Genomic DNA, 18,084 nt, shown 5'->3' on the forward strand with positions numbered 1-18,084 from the left:
GGTCGGCCAACCGAGGAGAGGACGCTGGCGTGAGCGGTGGACCACTGATCGTGCAGTCGGACAAGACCCTGCTGCTGGAGATCGACCACCCCGACGCGCAGGCCTGCCGGATGGCGATCGCGCCGTTCGCGGAGCTGGAACGCTCGCCGGAGCACGTGCACACCTACCGGCTGACCCCGCTGGGTCTGTGGAACGCCCGCGCGGCGGGGCACGACGCCGAGGGTGTGGTGGATTCGCTGCTCAAATACTCCCGCTACCCGGTGCCGCACGCGCTGCTGGTGGACGTGGCCGAGACGATGGACCGGTACGGCCGGCTCCAGCTCGCCAACGACCCGGCGTACGGGCTGGTGCTGCGCGCACTGGACCGGCTGGTGCTGATCGAGGTGGCCAAGAGCAAGAAGCTCGCCGGGATGCTCGGCGACAAGATCGACGACGACACCATCCGGGTGCACCCGTCCGAGCGTGGCCGGCTCAAGCAGGCGCTGCTCAAGCTGGGCTGGCCGGCGGAGGACCTGGCCGGTTACGTCGACGGTGAGGCGCACCCGATCGAGCTGGCCGAGGCCGGCAAGGACGGGCGCAAGCCGTGGACGCTGCGCTCGTACCAGCGGGAGGCCGTGGAGGCGTTCTGGGCCGGCGGGTCGGGGGTGGTGGTGCTGCCCTGCGGTGCCGGCAAGACCCTGGTCGGCGCGGCAGCGATGGCCGAGGCGAAGGCGACCACACTGATCCTGGTCACCAACACGGTCGCCGGTCGGCAGTGGAAGCGGGAGCTGATCGCCCGCACGTCGCTGACCGAGGAGGAGATCGGCGAGTACTCGGGCGAGCGCAAGGAGATCCGTCCGGTCACCATCGCCACGTACCAGGTGCTCACCTCGCGGCGCGGCGGCGCGTTCACCCACCTGGACCTCTTCGGGGCCCGCGACTGGGGCCTGGTCGTCTACGACGAGGTGCACCTGCTGCCCGCGCCGATCTTCCGGTTCACGGCGGACCTCCAGGCCCGCCGCCGGCTGGGCCTCACCGCGACTCTGGTACGCGAGGACGGCCGCGAGGGTGACGTGTTCAGCCTGATCGGGCCGAAGCGGTACGACGCGCCGTGGAAGGACATCGAGTCGCAGGGCTGGATCGCCCCGGCCGAGTGCACCGAGGTCCGGGTGACCCTCACCGACGCGGAGCGGATGTCGTACGCGACGGCGGAGGCGGAGGAGCGTTACCGGATGGCGGCGACCGCCCGCACCAAGCTGCCGGTGGTCAAGGCGCTGGTCGACCGGCACCCGGACGACCAGGTGCTGGTGATCGGCGCGTACATCGACCAGTTGCACCAGCTCGGCGAGTACCTCGACGCGCCGATCATCCAGGGCTCGACCACGAACAAGGAGCGGGAGCGCCTGTTCGACGCGTTCCGGTCCGGCGCGCTGCGAACCCTGGTCATCTCGAAGGTCGGCAACTTCTCGATCGACCTGCCCGAGGCGGCGGTGGCGATCCAGGTGTCCGGGACGTTCGGCTCGCGCCAGGAGGAGGCGCAGCGGCTCGGTCGGGTGCTGCGGCCGAAGGCCGACGGCCGGCAGGCGCACTTCTACACTGTGGTGTCCCGGGACACGATCGACACCGAGTACGCGGCACACCGGCAGCGCTTCCTCGCCGAGCAGGGGTACGCGTACACGATCGTCGACGCCGACGACGTCCTCGGCCCGAAGCTGCCCACGGTCGACTGACCCGTACGGCCTTGATCGACTCGGTTTTCAGGAAGTCGGGGTGTCCGAGGGACTCCGACACCGCGTTCTCCTGAAAACCGAGTCGATCGCCGCGTTGGGCGCGGGCGCGGGGCGGGGACGCGGTGTCTCTCGCGCTCGCTATGGAGCTGATGTCGTAAAAGAATCAGTCGCCCGCGTGGGGCCGCCAGCAGCACGCGGTAACTCTCGTCCGCGCCACCCTGATCCGTGCCGCTAGTCCATCACTCTAGATCTTGGACAGTTTCCGTCCTCTCTCTGAACGGAAACTGTCCAAGATCTCGACGACCTCCGCGCTCCGGCGCGTTCCAGGCAGTCAACGAGCGTCAGCGCTTACGGGACTCCGCGACGAAGACCCCGCGCCCGGACGGCCAACGAACACACCCTCTTTCCGCAGCGCGCCTGACCTGCTGCGCGTCCGGATCTTCGCGCGTACCGCAGCTCGGGTGTCGGTCCGGCTCAGCGCGCGGGTCGAGCCGGGCGGGGTGACCGTCTCGGCGGAGGACCAGCAGGGCGTACGACATTGGGTCTTCTGTGATCGGCCACTGCCCGGCGGGGCGCGGTGCGCCCTGCCCACCGACCACCTGTCGCCCTGCGCCCGACGCACATCCCGGCCCGGCGGTCGGTGACCTCAGCGCGCGCCCGGCCCTGACGGCATCGCTCAACGGGAGAAGCGGTCCACCAGAACCGCGAGCCGGCGGTCGTGGTCGGCGCGGCGGAGCCGGCCGCTGCGCATCAGCGTGACCAGCCCGTGCAGGCCGCTCCAGAACGTCTCGGTGACCGCCTCCAGGTCGTCGTTGCCGACAAATGGGCGCACCGTCTCGGCCAACTCGGCGAAGCCCCGGGCCAGGTCGGTCGGGACGTCCTGGCTGGCGAACGGCAGGTCCACGGCGAGGGTGAACATCGCGTCGTAGATCGCGGGCCGCTGCTCGGCGAAAGAGGCGTACGCCGCTGCGACGTCGGCGACCGCCTGACGGGAGTCGCCGGCCGACGCTCGGGCTGAGACGAGCGTGGCGGCCAGTTCGGCGAAGCCCTCGACGGCTACCGCCGCCATGATGGCGTCCTTGCCCTTGAAGTGGCTGTAGAGGACGGGCTGTCCTTCATCGCCTACGGGCTCGCCGTCGTACTCAGCCTCTTCGTCGCCTTCATCGGTGCGCGGTTCCTGCTGGTACCGCAGGCCGCCGCCGCCGGGTACGGCGTGCCGGCCCGTCCGGACGGCGACCCCGCCTACCTGACGGTCAAAGGGCTGAAGGACCTCACTTTCGGGCTGCTCGGCCTCGCCCTGATCGCCTTCACGACCGCCGACGCGGTCGCGTGGTTCATGCTGATCGTCGCGCTCGTCCCGCTGGGCGACACCCTCATCGTGCTGCGGAACGGCGGAACGAAGGCTGTGGCATTCGGCATCCACTTCGCCACAGCCGTCGTCGTCCTCCTGGACGCCGCCCTACTGTTCGCCCTGTGAGCGCCGGACGCGCTACGACGTCGGGGGTGGGCAGCGGTCGGGGAGGGTGACCTCTCCGGGGCGGTGGTCGAAAGTGTCCATTGTGAACCATTCGTCCAGCTCCGGGTCGAAAAGGTTCTGCAGGCCGAACTGCAACACCTGCCACCAGCGGCTCGGGTCGTGCTGGTCGACGTAGATGTCGCCGAGCGCGATCGGGAACCGGAAGAACTCCCCTGGCACCGCGGAGCCGCCGACCACCCCGACCCGCCAGTGGTCGACATGTCGGTCCTTCTCACCCTGGAGGATCTCCGGCCCCACGTAGCGGGCGGTCTTCAGCTTGTCGTTCAAGATCTGCCGGTTGAAGAAACCCGGGACCTTGCTGCACGCGCGGGGCGGGAACAGCGGGATGTTCGGCCACTTGTAGGTGAGCGTGTAGAGCGTGTTCTCGTAGATCAGGTTCGTGAACCAGATCGGGTGGTCCGGGCCGCCGGCGATCATCTGGCTGTTGCCGTCGCGGCCCTGCCAGGAGAACGGCACGTCGATGCCGAGGTCCCGCACGACGTACCGGCCGGTGCCCTGGAAGTCGGCGGGGAGCAGCGGCGGGCGCGGCTCGCGCGGGTCGGGGGCCGTGGGCCCGTCGGCCTGGGCCGCACGGGGCATCGGCGCCGCCGCCGGGCCGGGCGCGACCACCCCGAGGGCGAAGAGTCCACCGGCCACCGCCGCGACCACAACCCGAGGTGTACGCCTCGAAGCCATCGACCCTCCGCCGTGTGCACAGTGGCCGCGCCCGGACCATCGCGCGTGCCTTCGGCGAAGCGTATGAGCAGGAGAAATGTGAGAGCTGACGGAAGGCGGAGGCTCCACCGGTCGAGTGACTCGAGACGGCCTCAGAGGACGCGGGTGATGTGTTCCGAGGCGACGATCGAGTCCCGCCGCGCCGGGTCGAGGTTGGCGCTGATCACCACTGACGCGCCGGCCGAGAGCGGCGCGAGCAACCACTTCAGCGGCTGCTCGGTTTCGGCGGCGTCGACCAGCAGGCGGTCGCCGGCGCGCAGGTCCAGCATCGTGGCGAACTCCTGGGCGAGCGCACCCCACTGACCGTAGGTGGTGCCGTCGGCGGTCGCCGGGTCCGACGGGTGGATGGCTGTGTGGTCGGGCGTGCCGTCGCCGTGCCGGAGCACCTCGGCGGACCAGTCCAACCAGCCCAACGGCACGTCGTCCAGCCGCCCCGGACCGGTGCCGACGAGGTAGCGGTGCGGCGCGTCCGGCACGTCCTCCAGCCAGTCGTCCTGCCGCTCCGGCGTCACGAACACCGCATCGAACGGCCGGTCGCCGCCCGGTTCGAGGACCGCCAGGCCCGCGGTGGCGCGCGGTCGGAACGAGACTGCCAGGCCCGAGGCCCAAGCCCCCAACAACACAGCGGCGGTACGCCAGTGCGGCGGCAGCAGGACCGCTACGCGGCTGCCGGGGCCAAGGCCGCAACCGTCCCGCAGCAGGCCGGCACTCCGGGCCGCCCACTGGCCGACCTGCTGTGCGGTCAGGTCGACGCGCTCGCCGGTCGCCTCGTCGCGGTAGCTGAGCAGCGGGCGCTCCGCCTCGACGGGCCGGGCCGCCAGGTCGGCCGTGACGGTTGGCTGCATCTCCACGCTCCCCGGGTCGACGTCGGCATCACAGTACTCAACGACTTTGGTAGCGCCGGTCGTCGGCCGATGGCCGTATCGGGTGGCCGGGTGGTCCGGGCACCGTGCAGGTGACCCCTGAAGAGAACGCCGCCGAGGAGCGCCCATGCCGACCGGTTCCGACCCCGTCACCGGCGACCGCCCCGCCGCCGACCGTCTCGTATCCGCCGACCGTCTGCCTCTTCGTCGGCGGCTCCTGCCGGTGATCGCGTTGCTGCTGCTCGCGCCGTGGGCGGCCGAGTGCTCGTGGGGTGGCTTCGCCATCGACGACTTCCTCCCGGTGCTGATCTTCCTGGGCCCGATGTACGGCGGTGCGGCGATCCTCATCCGGGAGACCGCCCGGCACCTCGGCGCGGGCTGGCCGACGATCGTGCTGCTCGCCGCCGCGTTCGGCGTACTCCAGGCCGGGCTGGTCGACCAGTCGTTGTTCAACCCCGACTACCTGGACGACACGCAGTACGCCGACACCCGCGCCGCCGCCGAGGCGTCGCTGGTGCCGGGGCTCGAGTTCAGCCTCCGGCAGGCGTTCGACTACGTCGGCAACCACATCGTGCTGACGATCTGCGCGCCGATCGTGCTGATCGAGTCGTTCCTCGGTGCGGACCGCCGGCTGCGGCCGTGGCTGGGCCGCCCCGGCCTCCTCGTCGTCGGTCTGACCTACCTGCTCGGCAGTCTGTTCATCTTCTCGGACATCAACGGGGACAAAGGCTTCCTGGCCAGCCCGCTCCAACTGTCCTTCGCCGCCGTGGTGGTCGTCGCCCTGGCCGCGGTCGCCCTGCTGCCCCGCTGGCGTCACCCCCGCCCGCGTCGGGCCCGTCGGGTGCCGCACCCGCTCTGGGTGGGTCTGCTGGTCGTCCTCGTCCGGTTCGGCGGCGACCTGACGCCCGGCTGGGCGGGAGTGACCGTGGCACTGATGCTGGCAGCCACCGCCGGGGCCCTGATCGCCTACTGGTCGTCGGGCAACGGTTGGGGGCAACGGCACGTGCTCGCGGCCGGGTCGGCGGGCCTGGTCATCGCCGCAGCGTTCGCGTACCTGGTGCCGCCCTACTCCCCGGCGAGCCCGGCAGCGGCCCTGGCCGGCGACGTCGCGGTCACAGTCCTCACGCTCGCCCTGGTCGGCGGCGCCTGGTGGCGGCTGCGCCGCGCTTCGCCGACTGTTCACGTCGGCGCAAGCTGACGCTCCCCAACGACTGTCAGCCTCCGTGCGGGTACGAACTGACGGAGGAAGTCTTGACACTCAGAAGAGCATTCACCGCGCTCACCGCAGCCGGTGTCGCCGCCGCCAGCCTGACCGGGGCCACCCCCGCGTCGGCCGGCGCGCACCACCACCCAGGCCCGTCGCTCGCCTTCGACCGGGTCGCCACGTACCCGGTGTTCCAGAACCGTCCGGCCGGTGAGGACCCGGCGACGGCGACGGTCGCCGAGATCTCGGCGGTCAGCGAGGACGGCCGCACCCTGATCCACACCGACGCCCTGGCCAAGCGGATCGGCTTCCTGGACATCTCCCGTGCCGACCGGCCGCGCGGCCTCGGCACGCTCTCCCTGGCCCAGCTCGGCGACGCCGAGGACGAGCCGACCTCCGTCGCCGTGGTCGGCAGGTACGTGCTGGTGGTGGTGAACACCAGCGCCAGCTTCACCGAACCGTCCGGTCGACTCGACGTGATCGAGCTGGCCAGTCGCAAGCGGGTGGCCAGCTTCGATCTCGGCGGTCAGCCCGACTCGATTGCAATCAGCAAGGACAAGCGGTACGCCGCGATCGCCATCGAGAACGAGCGCGACGAGGAGGCCACCCCGCCCGGTGGCGAGGAAGGCGACCTTCCCCAGGCACCCGCCGGTTTCGTGCAGATCGTCGACCTGGCCGGGAAGTCTGCGGCCGGTTGGCGGCTGCGCCCGGTCGCGCTGACCGGGGCCGACGGCACCGCGCTGCCCGCCCTGGCGCAGGCCGGTCTCGCCGCGCCGTCCGACCCCGAGCCGGAGTACGTCTCGATCAACAGCCGCAACCAGCTGGCCGTGACGCTTCAGGAGAACAACGGCGTCGCCCTGATCGACCTGCCCACCGGCCGGCTCACGAAGGTGTTCAGCGCCGGCACCGCCACCATCAGCGGCATCGACACCAAGAAGGACGGTGTCATCGACCTGACCGGCGGCATCACCGGCGTGCCCCGCGAGCCGGACGCGGTGGCCTGGGTCGACGATCGCTATCTCGCCACTGCCAACGAGGGCGACTGGCACGGCGGCACCCGTGGCTGGTCGGTCTTCGACAGCCGCAGCGGACGCGTCGCCTGGGACGCCGGCAACACCTTCGAGCGGCTCGCTGTCACGTACGGGCTGCACAACGAGGACCGGGCCGGCAAGAAGGGCACCGAGCCGGAGGGCGTGGCCGTCGCCGAGTACGACGGCGTCCGGTACGCCTTCGTCGGCTCGGAGCGGAGCAACTTCGTCGCCGTCTACGACCTGGGCGACCCCACCCGGCCGGTGTTCCGGCAGATCCTGCCGACCACCAACGGGCCGGAAGGGCTGCTGCCCATCCCGTCGCGCGGGCTGCTCGCGGTCTCCAGTGAGGAGGACGACGCCTCGGTCAACGTCCGAGCCTCGGTGTCGCTCTTCCAGCTCGGCAAGGGCACTCCGGCGTTCCCGAGCATCGTCTCGGCCTCGGACACGTCGGGTGCCCCGATCGGTTGGGGCGCGCTCGGCGCGCTGAGCGCCGCCCCGGGCAAGCGGGACCAGCTCTACAGCGTCACCGATGCGGCGTACAGCCAGACCCGCATCCTCACCGTCGACGCGGAGCGGACGCCGGCCGTGATCACCGGTGCGCTGCCGGTGCGGGACGCGGCCGGCGCTCCGGTCGGGTACGACGCGGAGGGCATCTTCGCCCGCCCGCAGGGCGGCTTCTGGCTCGCCGTGGAGGGTGCCAAGGGCGCGGAGAACAAGCTGGTCCGGCTCGACGCGGCCGGGGTGACCCGGCAGACCGTCCCGCTGCCCGCCGAGGTCGCCGCCGGCCTCGGCAAGCAGGGCCTGGAGGGGGTGACCGCCACCACCGACCGGCAGGGCCGGGAGATCGTCTGGGTGGCCGTACAGCGGGAGTTGAGCACCGACCCGGCCGGCGTCGTCCGGCTCGGCCGGTACGACGTGGCGGCCGGCACCTGGAGTTGGTTCGGCTACCGATTGGGGGCCACCACGGTGCCCGGCGACTGGATGGGCCTCTCCGAGATCACAGTGGTCGGCGACCGGCTCGCGGTCATCGAACGGGACAAGCTGAACGGCCCGGCCGCCACTGTCAAGCGGATCTACACGGTGCCACTGCCCGGTGCGGCGGCGACCGGGCCGCTGACCGTCCTGCCGAAGACGCTCGCCGTCGACGTGCTGCCCGCGCTGCGCGCCACCAACGGGTGGACGCAGGAGAAGCTGGAGGGGCTGACAGTGGCCGGCAACGGCGAGGTGTACGCGATCACCGACAACGACGGGGTCCAGGACGCCACCGGCGAGACGATGCTCCTGCGCCTCGGCTCCAGCCGCAAGGTCTTCGGCCGCAACTGACCTGTGCAGCCGACCCGGCCCGGCGTCCGCAAGCGTGGACGCCGGGCCGGGCGCTTCCTACCGTCGGCGCTCGTCAGCGAGTGGGCAGTTCCGGCCCGCCGTCGAGCAGGGGGCCGAGCAGGTCGTCGTACTCCTCGACGCGGGCCAGGACCTCGGCGGCGGTGAACTGGCGGACGGCCGGCTTCCGGCCGCGAGCGCCGGCCTCCACCTCGTCCCAGGTCAGCGGCGTCGACACCGACGGCACCGACTGGGCCCGCAGCGAGTACGGCGCCACTGTGGTCTTCGCCGCGTTGTTCTGGCTCCAGTCGATGAAGACCTTGCCCGGTCGCAGGTTCTTCGCCATCTTCGACACGATCAGCTTCGGGTGGGCCTTCTCCAACTCCTGGGCGATCCGCCGGGCGTAGTCGGAGACGAGGTCGGACGACTGGGTGCCGGCGATCGGGCAGCAGAGCTGCATGCCCTTCTTGCCGGACGTCTTCGGGTACGACTCGATGCCGTCGTCGGCGAGGCGGTCGCGCATCAGCACCGCCACCGGGCAACACTCGGCCAGCCCGGCCGGGGGGCCCGGGTCCAGGTCGACGACCATCATGTCCGGGTGCTCGCCCACCTTCCACTGCGGTGTGTGCAGCTCCAGGGCGGCCAGGTTGGCCAGCCAGACCAGGGTGGGAAGGTCGTCGGCGACCACGTAGTCGATGGTTTCCCGGCCCTTCGTCGACCCGGGCGCCGGCAGGTTCTCCACCCGCACCCATTCCGGGGTCGCGGCTGGCGTGTTCTTCTCGAAGAACGACTTGTCGTCCACCCCGTTGGGGAAGCGGATCCGGGTGACCGGTCGGTCCCGCAGGTGCGGCAGCAGCACCGGCGAGATCCGGGTGTAGTAGTCGATCACCTCACCCTTGGTGAACCCGGCCGCCGGGTAGAGCACCTTGTCCAGGTTGGACAGCTCCAGCGCACGGCCCTCGACGTCCACCCGTAGCCGGTCAGCCGGCATCGTCGACCTCCTCCGGAGGTTTGTCCGGGCGCAACCGCAGCACCCGGGGGAAGCGCAGCCGGCCGTCGGGGGTGCGCTGGCCGTACTTCACCTCCACCACCACCCGGGGTTCTACCCAGATGGCGCCTCGCGCATCCTCGCGCGGCACCCCCGGCGCGAACGGTGACACGCCGGAGCGCAGCGGCTCCAGCTCGGCGAGGAGCTGCCGCTCGATGGCCGCGCCGATCCCGCCGCCGACGCGACCCCGGTAGATCAGTCGGCCATCCGGGCCGGGCACCCCGACCAGCAGCCCGCCGATCCGGCGAGCGCCCGGTCGCCAACCGCCGATGACGAAGTCGCCGGTCACCTCCAGCTTGACCTTCACCCAGTCCGGCGAGCGCACCCCCGGGCGGTAGACGGCCCCGGAGCGCTTGGCCATCACACCCTCCAGGCCGTGCTCCCCGGCCGCCTCGTAGGTCGCCGGCCCGTCGCTGAACGTCGGTGGCACCGCCCACCGGAGGCCACCGAGCGCCAGCGCGTCCAACGCCTCCCGGCGGCGCTCGTACGGCCAGCCGGTCAGGTCGTCGCCGTTCAGCCGGAGCAGGTCGAAGATCATGTACGTCACCGGCATGACCGCTGCCAACCGGGCCGCCCTGGCCCGGTCCCGGACGTGCATCCGCTCGGCCAGCGCGGTGAACGACGGCTGCCCACCCTGGCCGAGCAGCACCACCTCACCGTCGAGCAGCGCGTCGTCGACCTGCTCGGGCAGGGTTGCCAACTCCGGGTACGCGGCGGTGATCTCCACGCCGGAACGGGCATACAGGTGTTGACCACCACCTGAGATGTCGGCCAGGGCGCGGACGCCGTCCCACTTGAACTCGTACGCCCAGCCGTCGCCGGCCGGGAGCGGCCCGGTCATCGCGAGCATCGGCTTGAGCGGCGCTCCGGGCACGACCCGAATTGTAGTAGCGGGCCGAACACCTCGCGTCCGGTTCCTTCGGATGCGAGCATGGTCGATACCGGGGAAGGGAGCGCAGGATGCGTGCCATCTGGAAGGGAGCCGTGTCGTTCGGGCTCGTCTCGATCGGGGTGAAGCTCTACTCCGCGACCGAGGAGAAGGACATTCGGTTCCACCAGGTGCACCGCGAGGACGGCGGCCGGATCCGCTACAAGCGCACCTGCTCGGTCTGCGGCGAAGAGGTCACCTACGACGACATCGCCAAGGGCTACGACATCGGCGGTGGCGAGATGGTGATCCTCACCGACGAGGACTTCGCCGACCTGCCGCTGACCAGCTCCCGTGCCATCGACGTGCTGGAGTTCGTGCCGGCCGAGCAGGTCGACCCGATCCTCTACAACAAGGCGTACTTCCTCGAGCCGGACGGCGCCGCTACCAAGCCGTACGTGCTGCTGCGCGACGCGCTCATCGACTCGGAGCGGGTGGCCATCGTCAAGGTGGCGCTGCGCCAGCGGGAGCAGTTGGCCACGCTGCGGGTCCGTGAGGGTGTGCTGCTGCTCAACACCATGCTCTGGCCGGACGAGATCCGTACCCCGGACTTCGGTTTCCTCGACGAGGACCTCAAGGTGCGCCCCCCGGAGCTGGCCATGGCCAGCTCGCTGATCGACTCGATGACCGGCGAGTTCGAGCCGGACGTCTTCACCGACGACTACCGGGCCGCGTTGCAGGAGGTCATCGACGCCAAGGTGGAGGGTCGGGAGGTCGTCCAGCCGGAGGAGGTCGAGGAGGCCCCGGCCGCGGCGGTGGACCTGATGGCGGCATTGAAGGCCTCGGTGGAGCGCGCCAAGGCGGCTCGCGGCGAGCAGCCCGCCGGCGGAGGTGGTGGCGGGGGTGAGCCGACGCCCATCTCGTCGGCCCGGTCGGCGCAGAAGGCAGCCGAGAAGAAGGCGGCCAAGGCACCCGCGAAGAAGACAGCGGCGAAGAAGACGGCCGAGAAGAAGGCGGCGGAGCCGGCGAAGAAGACCGCCACCAAGAAGACCGCCGCGAAGAAGGCGGAGCCGGCGAAGAAGACCGCCGCACGCAAGACCGCACCCCGCAAGAGCGCCTGACCGTACGGCAGCGGCGGCGGTGTCCGCCTCGCCGGGTACGCTCCGCCGGCCGCTGGCGACCGGAGGAGCCCCCATGCCGTACACCCCTGATCTGGACCGGTTACTGACGCCCGGCGCCCGCTTCACCGACCAGCACGGCGGATACCTGATCGAGGTGCACCCGGTGGGCGACATCGTGTTGCCGACCGGCCGTGTGGTCGGGTGTGACCCGCTGGTCTGCCCGGAGGCGGAGCCGTTCACCGTGACAGTGCCGCCGGGGCGGCATCCCGCCCGTGCCTGGGTGGCTGTGGTGCTCCGGGAGGACGCCGAGGTGGACCGGCGGGTCGCGGCGCTGGAACTGGTCGTCTCAGCCGAGCCGACGATCCGCTGGGAGCCGGCCGTCGCGGGTGACCAGGACGTCGCCACGCTCGGTGCTGACGACTACTTCGGCTACGGGGTGGATGCCGGCGTCGGCACCCTCGCCGACCCGACCGCCCTCGCCGTCCTGGAGGGCTGGGACGAGGACCTGGTCGAGGAGGTCTTCATCCCGGCCGAGCTGCCCTCGTCCCCGGTTCCAGGGCTGATCACCGCCGTTTTGGACGAGGCCAGCGGTGCCAACGTCGTCACAGTGGCCACCGGTTGGGGCGACGGCTGCTACGGCACCTGGATCGGCCGTGCCGCCGACGGGCGGGTCACCTCGTTCGTGACCGACTTCATGGTCGTCCCGGAATAACCGCCCGGGAAAGACCCGGAACTGTCGCGCTGGGCGATCCGAGGCGTCCGCGGCGGGCACGGTGGGCCGCTGTGCGGGTACCGTGTGCGTCGGCTTTCCCCCCGGCACCGGGTGCCGGCCACACTTCGCAGCAGGGAGTCGACGACGTGAGCGAGCGGACGCAGCAGACGGGCCCGGACCAGAGCCCGGCAACCAAGTCGGGGCGCCGCCTGGCCGCCCAGTTGGCGGAGAAGAAGGCCGCCGACCGGAGGCGGAAGATCAACGCCGGGCTCAGTAGCCTCGCAGCCCTCGCCGTGGCCGCGACGCTGATCGGCGTCTTCGTGGCGATCGGCGGGGGCGACGACAAGCCCAAGAACCAGGCCGACGCGACCCCGTCCGCTTCCGCCCCGGCCCCCGACGAGGCCGGAGCGCCCCCCGCACCGCAGCTGCCCGAGGGCTCCGACCCGGCGCTGGGCACCAAGCCGACCGTGACGCCGGGCACGGGTGACCTGAAGAAGCTCGTGGTCACCCCGCTGATCAAGGGCAAGGGCCCGGCCGTGCAGAAGGGCCAGAACATCACCACCAACTACGTGGGGGTGTTCTTCAAGGACGGCAAGGAGTTCGACTCCTCGTGGAAGGCCGGGCAGCCGGCCACCTTCCCGATCGGCGTCGGCCAGGTCATCCCGGGCTGGGACCAGGGCCTGGTCGGGGTGACAGTGGGCAGCCGGGTGCAGCTCGACATCCCGGGTGAGCTGGCGTACGGCAACGACGAGGCCAACGCCGGTGGACGTCCGACCGGTCCGCTGCGCTTCGTGGTGGACGTGCTCGCCGCCCAGTGACCTGCCCGGATCGTCCTGGTTGTCGCCGGGACGGGATGGAGTTGTTCACATGGGGCTTCCGGCCCGTCACCCAGCGGCAGTAGGTTCGGCGTCACCCCGGGCGGTTCGCCGCCCGGGGTGAGCATCCGGAACCGCGACGCGGAGGTGCGTGTGACTGCGCTGGACGAGCCTGGGCGGACCGCCCGGTTGATGTGGGCGTACTTCGAGCCGGTCCACGCTGTCACCTACCTTCACCCCCGGGCGCGTGCCGCGTACGAGGCGGTCGGATTGCGCGGCTACTGGCGCGGTTACTTCGCCGGCCGGGCCGCGCCGCTGGGAGCCGCCGAGGCGGCCCCGGTGATCGCCGCCTTCTTCAACTTCGCGCCGCCGATGGTGACCCGCGCACTGCCTGCGGTGTGGCGGTTGGCCACTCCCCAGGAGGCGCTGCGTGCCCGCCTGACCGGTGCGGTGCAGGCGCTCGCCGAGTTGACCTACGAGCTTCCTGAGTCGCACCTCGTGGAGGCCGCCGACCTGTTGGAACGGGCCGCAACGGCGGCGCAGACCGCCGGCCGGGTGCTCGGCGCGGCGAACGCGGCTCTCCCGGCCGGTGAGTACCCGTTGGCGCGGCTCTGGCAGGCCGCCACCACGCTGCGGGAGCACCGGGGGGACGGGCACGTGGCGGCGCTCGTGGCCGCCGGCCTGGACCCGGTGGAGACGCTGACCGCGCGGGTCGCGCTGGACGGTTCGCCACCGCAGTACCTGCTGGGCCGGGGCTGGTCCGAGGAGCAGTGGCAGGCCGCCCGCGAGCGGCTCACCGAGCGGGGTTGGCTCACCGGTGACGGCGCGGCCACCGACCACGCCCGGGCCGAGTTCCAGGCCATCGAGGACGCCACCGACCTGGCCGCCGCGCACCCCTGGCAGGCGCTCGGCACCGACGACACGGACCGGCTCCGGGAGCTGCTGGAGCCGATCGCCCGGTCCGGCCACACCCTGCTCCCCGAGGGCAGCCCGCTCGGTCTGCCCGCGTTGCCCGGCTGACCGGGCACCCACCGGTCGGGCAGGATGGGCCCGTGACTGATGCTGTGGTCTTCGACCTGGACGGCGTGATCGTGGATTCCGAGCCGGTGTGGGAGGAGGTCCGGCGGGCGTACGTGGCGGCGCACGGCGGGACGTGGCAGCCCGACACGCAACGCCGACTGATGGGGATGAGCACCGCTGAGTGGGCGCACTACCTCAGCGGAGAGCTGGACGTCGACCGCACCGCCGAGCAGGTCGCCGTCGAGGTGGTCGAGGAGATGGCCCGACGCTACCGGGACCACGTACCCCTGATCGACGGCGCCGACCAGGTCGTTCGCGGGCTGGCCGCGCGGTGGCCGCTCGGGTTGGCCAGTTCGTCGCCGACCCGGCTGATCGAGGCGGCGCTGGCGGCGACCGGCCTGACCGACGCGTTCGGCGCGACCCTCTCCACCGAGCAGACCGAGCGGGGCAAGCCCGCACCGGACGTGTACCTGAGCGTGGCGCAGCGCCTCGGCGTCGACCCGACCCGGTGTGTGGCCGTGGAGGACTCGTCCAACGGGGTGCGTTCCGCCGCGGCGGCGGGGATGCGGGTGGTGGCGGTGCCGCACGGCTCGTACCCGCTCGATCCGGACGCCGCCGCGCTGGCCGTGGTGACGCTGAACGCGATCGGTGAGCTGACCCCGGAGCTGGTGGACGAGCTGGGTTGACAGGGGTCGAGCCGGGTAGAGACCACGGATGAAGGCCATCGTGTACGAGCGCAACGGCGACCCTTCGGTGCTCGACCTGGTCGACCGCCCGGTGCCCGAGCCGGGGGCGGGCGAGGTCCTGGTGCGGATGGCGGTCTCCGGGGTGAACCCGACCGACTGGAAGTCCCGCCGCAACAGCCCGCCGAACGGGTGGCAGATCCCCGGGCAGGACGGCGCGGGGTTGGTCGAGGCGGTCGGCGACGGGGTCGACCCCGACCTGATCGGTGAGCGGGTGTGGGTCTGGGAGGCCGCCTGGCAGCGACAGTGGGGCACGACGGCGGAGTACACGCTGGTGCCGGTCCGGCAGGCGGTACGCCTCGGTGCCGCTCCGTTCGAGCTGGGCGCGGCCCTCGGCATTCCGTTCCTCACCGCGCACCGCTGTCTGACGGCTGGCGAGTTCATGCCGGACACGCTGCGGGCGGGCGCGCTGGCTGATCACACGGTGCTGGTGCAGGGCGGCGCGGGCGCGGTCGGCAACGCCGCGATCCAGCTCGCCCGCTGGGCCGACGCCACTGTGATCGCCACTGTGAGCAGCGCGGAGAAGGCCCAGCTCGCAGCCTCGGCCGGCGCATCCTTCGTGATCAACTATCGGGAGCAGGACGTGGTCGAGGAGGTCCACAAGATCGCTCCCGACGGGGTCCACACGATCGTGGAGGTCGCCCCCGCCCGCAACGCCTCGGTCGACGCACGGGTGCTGCGGCACGGCGGCGCGGTCTGCATGTACGCCGACAACGGCGGGGACGAGGTGAGCATCCCGATCCGGGCGATGATGGCGCCGAACGCCCGCTGGCAGTTCGTCCTGGTCTACACCGAGCCGAAGGCGGCCAAGGCGCAGGGCGTGAAGGACGTGGCGGCGGCGGCCAGCCAGGGTGGCATCCGGGTCGGCGCGGACGCCGGCCTGCCGTTGCACTACTACCCGCTGGCGGAGGCGGCCGCGGCGCACCAGGCGGTGGAGGACTCGACGGTGGGCAAGGTGCTCATCACCACCAGCGACGCCTGATCGGGTCGCCGACCACCCGATTTTCTCGTCAGCAGGACAGAAGCGAACAAGTTTCGCAACAATGACGGTGCGGGTTACCCCGCGTGGAGCGGGCGGCCCCGGCGCGGTGCGAACGCCGGGGCCGCCCCTGGGGAGGGTTCAGGAGTACTCCCGCCCCAACAGGCGACAGTGCCGGGGAAAACGTTACGGGGCTGTCAGCTCCCGGACAGTCAGCTCGCCTTCGGCGTACCGCGAACGGACGACCTTCTTGTCGAACTTGCCCACGCTGGTCTTCGGCACCGTGTCGATGAACGCCCAGCGCTCGGGCAACTGCCAGCGCGCCACCGACCCGGCCAGGAAGTCCCGCAACTCCTCGGCGGTCACCGAAGCGCCCTCCCGGACCACGACGGTGGCCAGCGGACGTTCGTCCCATCGCTCGTCCGGGACCCCCACCACGCACGCCTCCAGCACCGCCGGGTGGGCCATCAAGGCGTTCTCCAACTCCACCGACGAGATCCACTCGCCGCCGGACTTGATCACGTCCTTGGCGCGGTCGGTCAGGTTGATGTACCCGTCCCGCGAGAGGGTGCCCACATCGCCGGTCCGCAGCCAGCCGTCGCGGAACTTCTCCTCGTCCGGGGCGTCGTCACCGACGTACCGGGCGGTCACCCACGGCCCCCGGACCTCCAGCTCACCCACGGCCGTGCCGTCGGCGGGCATCGGGTCGCCCGACGGGCCGACAATCCGCGCCTGCACGCCCGCCGGCACCCGCCCCTGGGTGTAGCGGTAGCGCCAGGCATCGTCACCGGTCGCACCGGCGGGCGGACGCGAGACCGACCCCAGCGGGGACATCTCGGTCATCCCCCAGGCGTGGATGACGTCGATACCGTGCCGCTCGTCGAACGCGTGCATCAGCGCCGGAGGGCACGCCGAGCCGCCGACGATCACCTCACCGAGCGAGGAGGTGTCCACGTCGTGGGTGTCCAGGTAGGCCAGCAGATCGGTCCAGATGGTCGGCACCGCACCAGCCAGGGTGGGCTTCTCGACGGCGATCATCTCGGCGATCGGCGCGGCCTGGAGGAACCGGTCCGGCATGATCAGCGACGCGCCGGAGAGGAAGGCCGCGTAGGGCAGGCCCCACGACATGGCGTGGAACATCGGCACGATGGCCAACTCGCGGTCGGTCGGCCCGAGGCCGAAACCCTCCGGCATGCAGACCTGCAACGAGTGCAGATAGATCGACCGGTGCGAGTAGGCCACGCCCTTCGGGTTGCCGGTGGTGCCCGAGGTGTAACAGAGCGCGGCGGCGTCGCGCTCGTCCACCTCGGGCCAGTCGTACGTGTCGGACCGGTCGGCGAGCAACGCGTCCCAGTGGTGCACAGTGATCCGGTCGCCGGCCGCGGCCACCAGCGGCGCCGGGTCACCACCGCCGACCACCACGACGTGCCGCACCGTGGTCAGCTCACCGATCACCCGGGCCAGCAGCGGGATCAGCGTGCTGTCGACGAGGACCACCCGGTCCTCGGCGTGGTTGGCGATGTAGACGACCTGGTCGGGGAAGAGCCGGATGTTGAGCGTGTGCAGCACCGCGCCCATGCTCGGCACCGCGAAGTAGGCGACCAGGTGCTCGTTGTTGTTCCACATGAAGGTCGCGACCCGCTCGTCGCCGGTCACCCCACACTCGTCGCGTAGCCCGTGTGCCAGCCGGGCGGCAGCCCGGCCCACCTCGGCGTACGTCATCCGGCGGGGCTCGGCGCCCGTCCAGGTGACCACCTCGGCCGTGCCGTGCACCAGTGCACCGTGGTCGAGGATCCGGGAGATCTGCAGAGGGGCGCCCATCATCGTGCTACGCATGGGTAACAAGCTAGTGTCGCCGGTCACACGTTGGGAACCCCCGGTAAGTTGTCGCAGGTGAGCATCTCCTGGGCCGACTCGTACGTGGGGCAGTTGCGCGCGATCGCCGGCGATCGGACGCTGATGTTCGTCGGCGCTCGTGCCGTGGTCAACGACGACGCCGGACGCGTTCTGCTGATCAAACGCTCGGACAACGGCCAGTGGGCCATGCCGGCCGGCGCGATGGAGCTGGGCGAGTCGATAGCCGACTGCGCGGTACGCGAGGTCCGTGAGGAGACCGGCCTGCGCGCGCTGCGGGTCTGCGCGTTCGCCCTCTACACCGGCCCCGACCGGACGAGCACCAACATGTACGGGCACACGTACCAGGTGTTCACGACCGCGTTCAAGGTCGAGGAGTGGGACGGGCAGTTGGCCCGGGTCACCGACGAGACCACCGACGCCGGCTTCTTCGCCCGCGACCGGTTTCCGACGCCACTCTCCACCTCGGTCATCGAAACCCTTGCCGACCTGGACGTCTTCGAGAAGACAAACCGGCTCATCCTCAAGTAGGGCGGCCGCACCTCG

The 18,084-nt window shown here is 71.4% G+C and carries 18 protein-coding genes; 12 read left to right on the forward strand and 6 right to left on the reverse strand.

Annotated features, from left to right (window positions below):
• The first annotated feature begins 29 nt into the window (after positions 1-29).
• Together ACGF3C_RS01965 and ACGF3C_RS01970 are read left to right on the forward strand one after the other, a co-directional pair.
• Positions 30-1,709 carry a DNA repair helicase XPB gene (locus ACGF3C_RS01965; protein WP_357221070.1) on the forward strand — a complete coding sequence of 560 codons (1,680 nt, stop codon included), beginning with the start codon at positions 30-32 and terminating at the stop codon, positions 1,707-1,709.
• A gap of 422 nt (positions 1,710-2,131) precedes the next feature.
• Entirely contained in the window at positions 2,132-2,353 is a 222-nt protein-coding gene (locus ACGF3C_RS01970) for a hypothetical protein (protein ID WP_393219043.1), read from the forward strand.
• Between the two features lie 32 nt (positions 2,354-2,385).
• Here ACGF3C_RS01970 and ACGF3C_RS01975 read toward each other — a convergent pair whose 3' ends face one another.
• On the reverse strand, positions 2,386-2,778 hold the full coding sequence (locus ACGF3C_RS01975) for a TetR-like C-terminal domain-containing protein (protein ID WP_393217844.1): 393 nt from the start codon (positions 2,776-2,778) through the stop codon (positions 2,386-2,388).
• Between the two features lie 21 nt (positions 2,779-2,799).
• Here ACGF3C_RS01975 and ACGF3C_RS01980 point away from each other — a divergent pair, with 21 nt between their 5' ends.
• Positions 2,800-3,186 (forward strand): DUF4267 domain-containing protein, encoded by a 387-nt coding sequence (locus ACGF3C_RS01980; RefSeq protein ID WP_393217847.1) that lies wholly within the window; start codon positions 2,800-2,802, stop codon positions 3,184-3,186.
• Positions 3,187-3,198: 12 nt separating this feature from the next.
• On the opposite strand, the gene ACGF3C_RS01985 is transcribed toward ACGF3C_RS01980, so the two are convergent.
• Positions 3,199-3,921 (reverse strand): hypothetical protein, encoded by a 723-nt coding sequence (locus ACGF3C_RS01985; RefSeq protein WP_393217850.1) that lies wholly within the window; start codon positions 3,919-3,921, stop codon positions 3,199-3,201.
• Between the two features lie 131 nt (positions 3,922-4,052).
• A complete protein-coding gene (locus ACGF3C_RS01990) occupies positions 4,053-4,805 on the reverse strand; it encodes a TIGR03089 family protein (RefSeq protein WP_393217853.1) in 753 nt (250 codons plus the stop codon).
• Between the two features lie 145 nt (positions 4,806-4,950).
• Here ACGF3C_RS01990 and ACGF3C_RS01995 point away from each other — a divergent pair, with 145 nt between their 5' ends.
• Positions 4,951-6,021 carry a hypothetical protein gene (locus tag ACGF3C_RS01995; protein ID WP_393217857.1) on the forward strand — a complete coding sequence of 357 codons (1,071 nt, stop codon included), beginning with the start codon at positions 4,951-4,953 and terminating at the stop codon, positions 6,019-6,021.
• A gap of 53 nt (positions 6,022-6,074) precedes the next feature.
• Entirely contained in the window at positions 6,075-8,381 is a 2,307-nt protein-coding gene (locus ACGF3C_RS02000; protein WP_393217860.1) for an esterase-like activity of phytase family protein, read from the forward strand.
• A gap of 73 nt (positions 8,382-8,454) precedes the next feature.
• Here ACGF3C_RS02000 and ligD (ACGF3C_RS02005) read toward each other — a convergent pair whose 3' ends face one another.
• Entirely contained in the window at positions 8,455-9,369 is a 915-nt protein-coding gene (gene ligD, locus ACGF3C_RS02005) for a non-homologous end-joining DNA ligase (protein WP_357221053.1), read from the reverse strand.
• Positions 9,359-10,300 (reverse strand): non-homologous end-joining DNA ligase, encoded by a 942-nt coding sequence (gene ligD, locus ACGF3C_RS02010; RefSeq protein ID WP_357221050.1) that lies wholly within the window; start codon positions 10,298-10,300, stop codon positions 9,359-9,361. Before ligD (ACGF3C_RS02010) ends, ligD (ACGF3C_RS02005) begins: the two co-directional genes overlap by 11 nt.
• A gap of 86 nt (positions 10,301-10,386) precedes the next feature.
• Here ligD (ACGF3C_RS02010) and ACGF3C_RS02015 point away from each other — a divergent pair, with 86 nt between their 5' ends.
• The 6 genes from ACGF3C_RS02015 (at position 10,387) to ACGF3C_RS02040 (ending at position 15,687) form a co-directional block, all read left to right on the forward strand.
• Complete coding sequence (locus ACGF3C_RS02015) at positions 10,387-11,415, forward strand: Ku protein (RefSeq protein WP_357221047.1); 1,029 nt, start codon at positions 10,387-10,389, stop codon at positions 11,413-11,415.
• Between the two features lie 73 nt (positions 11,416-11,488).
• A complete protein-coding gene (locus ACGF3C_RS02020) occupies positions 11,489-12,127 on the forward strand; it encodes a DUF4241 domain-containing protein (RefSeq protein WP_393217865.1) in 639 nt (212 codons plus the stop codon).
• 146 nt (positions 12,128-12,273) lie between these two features.
• The gene (locus ACGF3C_RS02025; protein ID WP_357221041.1) at positions 12,274-12,945 is read left to right on the forward strand and encodes an FKBP-type peptidyl-prolyl cis-trans isomerase; all 672 of its coding nucleotides are present in this window, start codon (positions 12,274-12,276) and stop codon (positions 12,943-12,945) included.
• Between the two features lie 189 nt (positions 12,946-13,134).
• Positions 13,135-13,962 carry a hypothetical protein gene (locus ACGF3C_RS02030; protein ID WP_357221135.1) on the forward strand — a complete coding sequence of 276 codons (828 nt, stop codon included), beginning with the start codon at positions 13,135-13,137 and terminating at the stop codon, positions 13,960-13,962.
• A gap of 32 nt (positions 13,963-13,994) precedes the next feature.
• Positions 13,995-14,648, forward strand: a complete 654-nt coding sequence (locus tag ACGF3C_RS02035; protein ID WP_393217869.1) for an HAD family hydrolase — start codon at positions 13,995-13,997, stop codon at positions 14,646-14,648.
• A 28-nt stretch (positions 14,649-14,676) separates the two neighbouring features.
• Entirely contained in the window at positions 14,677-15,687 is a 1,011-nt protein-coding gene (locus tag ACGF3C_RS02040) for an NADPH:quinone reductase (protein WP_357203791.1), read from the forward strand.
• A 183-nt stretch (positions 15,688-15,870) separates the two neighbouring features.
• On the opposite strand, the gene ACGF3C_RS02045 is transcribed toward ACGF3C_RS02040, so the two are convergent.
• A complete protein-coding gene (locus ACGF3C_RS02045) occupies positions 15,871-17,505 on the reverse strand; it encodes a fatty acid--CoA ligase (RefSeq protein ID WP_393219047.1) in 1,635 nt (544 codons plus the stop codon).
• Between the two features lie 72 nt (positions 17,506-17,577).
• Between ACGF3C_RS02045 and ACGF3C_RS02050 the strand changes: the two genes are divergently transcribed.
• Positions 17,578-18,069, forward strand: a complete 492-nt coding sequence (locus ACGF3C_RS02050) for an NUDIX domain-containing protein (protein WP_357203793.1) — start codon at positions 17,578-17,580, stop codon at positions 18,067-18,069.
• The last annotated feature ends 15 nt before the right edge of the window (positions 18,070-18,084 follow it).

The sequence above is a fragment of the Micromonospora sp. NPDC047762 genome, from assembly GCF_043204655.1.
GTDB lineage: Bacteria > Actinomycetota > Actinomycetes > Mycobacteriales > Micromonosporaceae > Micromonospora.